At 56.7% G+C, this 4,168-nt stretch carries 5 protein-coding genes; 3 read left to right on the forward strand and 2 right to left on the reverse strand.

The window, feature by feature from the left end; translation table 11 throughout:
- Window positions 1-391, reverse strand: a 391-nt coding sequence (locus IRZ24_RS17430) for a hypothetical protein (protein ID WP_297167023.1), incomplete at its 3' end; no start/stop codon positions are given.
- A gap of 2 nt (window positions 392-393) precedes the next feature.
- The gene (locus tag IRZ24_RS17435) at window positions 394-876 is read right to left on the reverse strand and encodes a hypothetical protein (protein ID WP_297167027.1); all 483 of its coding nucleotides are present in this window, start codon (window positions 874-876) and stop codon (window positions 394-396) included.
- 380 nt (window positions 877-1,256) lie between these two features.
- On the opposite strand from IRZ24_RS17435, the gene IRZ24_RS17440 reads away from it, so the two are divergent.
- The 3 genes from IRZ24_RS17440 to IRZ24_RS17450 all read left to right on the forward strand — a co-directional run.
- On the forward strand, window positions 1,257-1,640 hold the full coding sequence (locus tag IRZ24_RS17440) for a GlsB/YeaQ/YmgE family stress response membrane protein (protein WP_297167030.1): 384 nt from the start codon (window positions 1,257-1,259) through the stop codon (window positions 1,638-1,640).
- A 770-nt stretch (window positions 1,641-2,410) separates the two neighbouring features.
- Entirely contained in the window at window positions 2,411-3,046 is a 636-nt protein-coding gene (locus IRZ24_RS17445) for a MarC family protein (protein WP_297167033.1), read from the forward strand.
- Between the two features lie 611 nt (window positions 3,047-3,657).
- Window positions 3,658-4,168 (forward strand): tetratricopeptide repeat protein (locus IRZ24_RS17450; protein ID WP_297167035.1); only part of this gene is annotated, 511 nt, incomplete at its 3' end.

Genomic DNA, 4,168 nt, shown 5'->3' on the forward strand with positions numbered 1-4,168 from the left:
TAGAGTGTGTCTCGTGGGCTCGGAGATTTGTATATGAGACAGCCGCCTCTGCTACCCGATCGCTTCCCTGCTCAACGCGCCGATCTATGGCACGCACATGCTCTGGAATGCTGACCACTCCCTGCACAAGCGGATGTTCTAAGGCCCCCTCAGTGGGCTGCTCGCCAGGTCCAGGTTCCAGGGCCTGATTGAGCTGGTCAACCGCGGGACGCAGGCGCTTGATCAGCTCGCTCTTCTCCTGGACCCAGGCAAAGGCAAAAAACAAGCCGATGGAAAGCCCCAAGGCCAGCAAGATAAAAACGAATAGCTCGATCGCCAGTACGATCGCCGCAATCTGTCCCCAGGTCTCCAGTGGATCGGCGGCGAGAGCGGCCAGAGCAGGTACGGACATGGCTACTTCCCTCCAAGCTCATGAGCACGGATTGCACGCATCTGCTGGCGTCGACGCTCTTCGCCGCGACGGGCGCGGCCCTTCCCCAGGAAGATGCGTAGCACTTGCTGCCCCGCCAGCACAGTGGCTACGGCGCGAATCCCAGGAGCGAGCGCGAATTCGCGTGCCAGTTGTGCCGCGCTACCAACCGTGGTAACTGTGTGGCCAGCCGTGCGCGCTGTCTCTTTGACCACTCCAACCGTCTCCTGCACCGAGGCAAGCAGCGGACGCATTTCGTTACGCACTGTTGTAATCGCTCGTAACAGCATGAGAATAGCATAGATGAGGAGCGCAATGGCGATCAAGGTTGTTGCAGCCAGAATGATCAGAGCAATATAGAGTACTGCTAGCAAAACATGGAAGAGAGCAGCCAGGATAAAGCCTACGATGAGCAGCACCAGCACCCCGATCCCAATCACCAGCAAATAGCGCTTTGCGCTTTGCATAAGAGAGAGACCTCCCGGCAAAGATTTAGAGAAGCCCGTACTACCTGATTATAACGCATGGCCTTAAACAGCGACCACTAGGCCCGGGCCGGAGCTTGCTCGCGCTCCACGCTCTCCGGCCCCGCTCTTTATAAGCCAGTGACAAAGCTCTCCTTATGTGTATACGCCTCTGGCCGCGCTCTAGCGACAGCTAGTCCCTACCAGACGCCTCCCTTAGAAAGCTGAGCGTTCGCTGAGAAAATGCTGAGCGTTTTATTGTTGACTTGCTCTTGCCTACCCCAGGCGTGTATTGTCAAAGCAAGGGATCATGGATGAGGTGGCACGAGAGGAAATCGGCTCGGGCCACGCGGCCCGCTTCGAAGCGAAGGAGGGAACTTCCTGTGTTTGCTTTCGTGACGTCTGCAGCCATTGCTGCTCTCACTTCAGATTCACCACTCTTTACTATCAATGTCGGAGATTTTCACTGGACGGTTACCGTCGGGACGATCATCTACCTGGTAATCGCCGCTATTGCTGGTCTATTGGCTGAGTTTATCGTCGGCTGGCGTCTCCCCGGTGGGATCATCGGAGCAGTTATCGCCGGATTAGTCGGCATTTGGCTCTTTACACATGTCTTCCCTTTCACCATCACCGGCGACCCCACAGTCTACGGTGTTCCCATCTTCAGAGCGCTCATTGGCGCCGTTCTGCTGGTCTTCCTCTGGCATCTGATTACCTTTAGTGTCTGGCGCCATCGCCGTCCCTATTACCGCCGCGGCGATTAGCCCATTCTCTGGCAATTCTGCCCGATATGCCGGTGGACCTGCTTTCTTCTCGAAGCTGGCGCAACCTGGCAAAGCAGGCCCCGGCAACTTGTCCTTGCTCCCGCACAGCGCACTTTTCCTTTCCTTCTCGCTTTTTTCGTGCCTCGCTTACTTGCCGTGTTGAAAATCGCTTGCGTGCTAAACGAGGAAGCCATCGAGGCCGAGCAGAAGAACAGGCGCCTTTCTCCTTGATGCCATAGGCGGTATAGACGCAGAGAAAGGTGCTCTCGCTCTTGGTAGGAGCTTCGCAAAGACCGAGACGCTAGATGGCTTGCAGCCAACTTAACCACCACGCACCCACCAGGCTGCGTTCAACATATGCAGCAGGCAGAGGGGATGGAGGCAAGGAGCCTCCCGCCAGTCCTTGTCAAAGAGCTTGCTGCTGAACAGCAGCAAGCTACTGTGTTCAAAGGTCGGGCAGGGAAACGGCGTCCCGGCCCGTACCAGAGGCAGCCGTCCAAGGCAGCGCTCATTGCTCCAACCCTCAATGTCGTTCCCCGTGTTCAGGATAGAGTGCCGTAGTGAGGCCCATCGCCAGCAATCGCCGGGCAGCCCAGGCAGCTTCTAGCCATAGCCTTCCACTGCCAGGCAGGAGATAACTTCCTCACTGGCTCGCTGCTGATCACATCTGCTCCCTTGCCTGATTAAGAGCAGCTCCTCAGCTCAGCATTGCCAGAGCACCCTTTCTCCCGTATACTACAGCAAGCTAGTCGAGTGAGGGAGGCGTCGCAGTGGTCTTTACAACGCGTGCTTTTGTAACCTTCTTTACCATCATCGACCCCGTCGGGTTAGCACCGGTCTTTATCGCACTAACAGCTCATCTCAATGAGTCTCAGCGTCGGGCGGTGATCACGCGTGCAATCCTGATCAGCGCAGCCATCATCGCCTTTTTCGCCCTGGTCGGGCGTTTTGTTCTTGATCGCCTGGGGATCACACTCTACGCCTTCAACATGGCAGGAGGCGCCTTGCTCTTCCTGGTCGCAGTAGAGATGCTCTTCGGACGCGCGCCAGGGACACGTCGCACTGCAGCCGAAGAGGAAGAAGCCATGACGCGCGAAGATATCAGCGTCTTTCCGCTGGCTATTCCCATGATTGCCGGGCCGGGGACCATTGCTACTACCATTCTCTATGTTGATCAGGCTCAGCCCGACCCCTTTAAGCTGCTGGCAGTGGCAGCGGCTATCGCTACCTCTCTGCTAGTGGCCTGGATCGTCATGCGCCATAGCGCCTGGATCATGGAACACATTGGGCGCACCGGCATTCTGGTCCTCTCGCGCATCCTTGGTATCCTACTGGCAGCACTTGCTATCCAGTTCATTCTCAATGGCATGCTTACCTTTATCCATACTAGTGGCCTACTTCACTGAAAGAGCTTGGGCAGGCAACTGAATCGCTCAGCAGATAGGATCACATAGGATCACATAGGATCACGGATTAAAGACCAAAGCGCCAGCAGAGAAAGGGAGGCGTCACCTTTTGCCAGTCCATACGTAGTATCTGTTGTCAACATTCGCCGTTTTCTGGTGGAGACTTCTCCGCCATGCAACCCTAGCGGCTCGAATCGCCAAGCTGATCGACAGTCGTTGATAAACACATGAGGTAACCTGGTAATCAAGCAAACAGCGTCTTGGTGTGCAGCAAGACCCCTATGGCTTTGATGCCCAGGGAGAGGGAGGGGGCAGCAAAGCAAGCCTGTTAGCGACCAAGCGAGGAAAGGGACCTCCTTCTTGGCGTTCACTGAGGGGTCCCCGACTGCCGATCTCTATGGTATCATGTAGAAGGTGGTGCCCAGAACACCAGCGAAGCAGTCAGACGCTCAGGAACTGGTGACCTTTGCCTTGCCAGCCGATGTCTTAGCAAGCGAAGCGGCTAAACGCTAGGCTAGACGAGGAATTCTTGCTGCGGCAGACCATAGCCGGCAAAGAGCAGGAGCCTTGACGGTACAGTGAGGCACTACGCCTGAGTGGAGGAGACACATTTGGAAGCACAGACCGAGATTCAATCCTATCTGGAACGGGGCAAACAGGCCCTTGCAGAGGGGCAACCACGCGAGGCAGCCATCGCCTTTGCTCATGCTGCCCAGATCGACCCGGCTAATCCCAAGGTACACTTGGGCCTGGCCGAAGCCAATCTAGGCCTGGGAGATTACCGCGTGGTGAACCTGGCTTGCAGGAAAGTTGAAGAACTACAGCCGGAAGGCGGACCGGAAAGCCTGCTGGCCAAAGCCTTGCTGGCCCTGTTGGATAAGCGCTATGATCAGGCTCTGGCCCTCGTGGACCAGTATATTGCTCAGGACCCGGCTAACGCTTATGCCCATGCTCTGCGCTCCTATCTGCTGCAAGCCCTGGGTCAGTATTACGATGCCGGCCTGGCACGGTCACGCGCAGCTCGCCTTTCTTACGGCGGACGCTTCGAGCATGCCTTTCCTCCTCTGGAGGATAGCTTCGGCTTTGGCTATCGTGGTGCCCCAGCCCCAACAAGCCCAGCCA

The sequence above is a fragment of the Thermogemmatispora sp. genome (genome assembly GCF_019683755.1).
GTDB lineage: Bacteria > Chloroflexota > Ktedonobacteria > Ktedonobacterales > Ktedonobacteraceae > Thermogemmatispora.

Coding starts and splice junctions, on each gene's coding strand:
- IRZ24_RS17435 (WP_297167027.1), bottom strand. CDS start 876: ATGCAAAGCGCAAAGCGCTATTTGCTGGTGATTGGGATCGGGGTGCTG.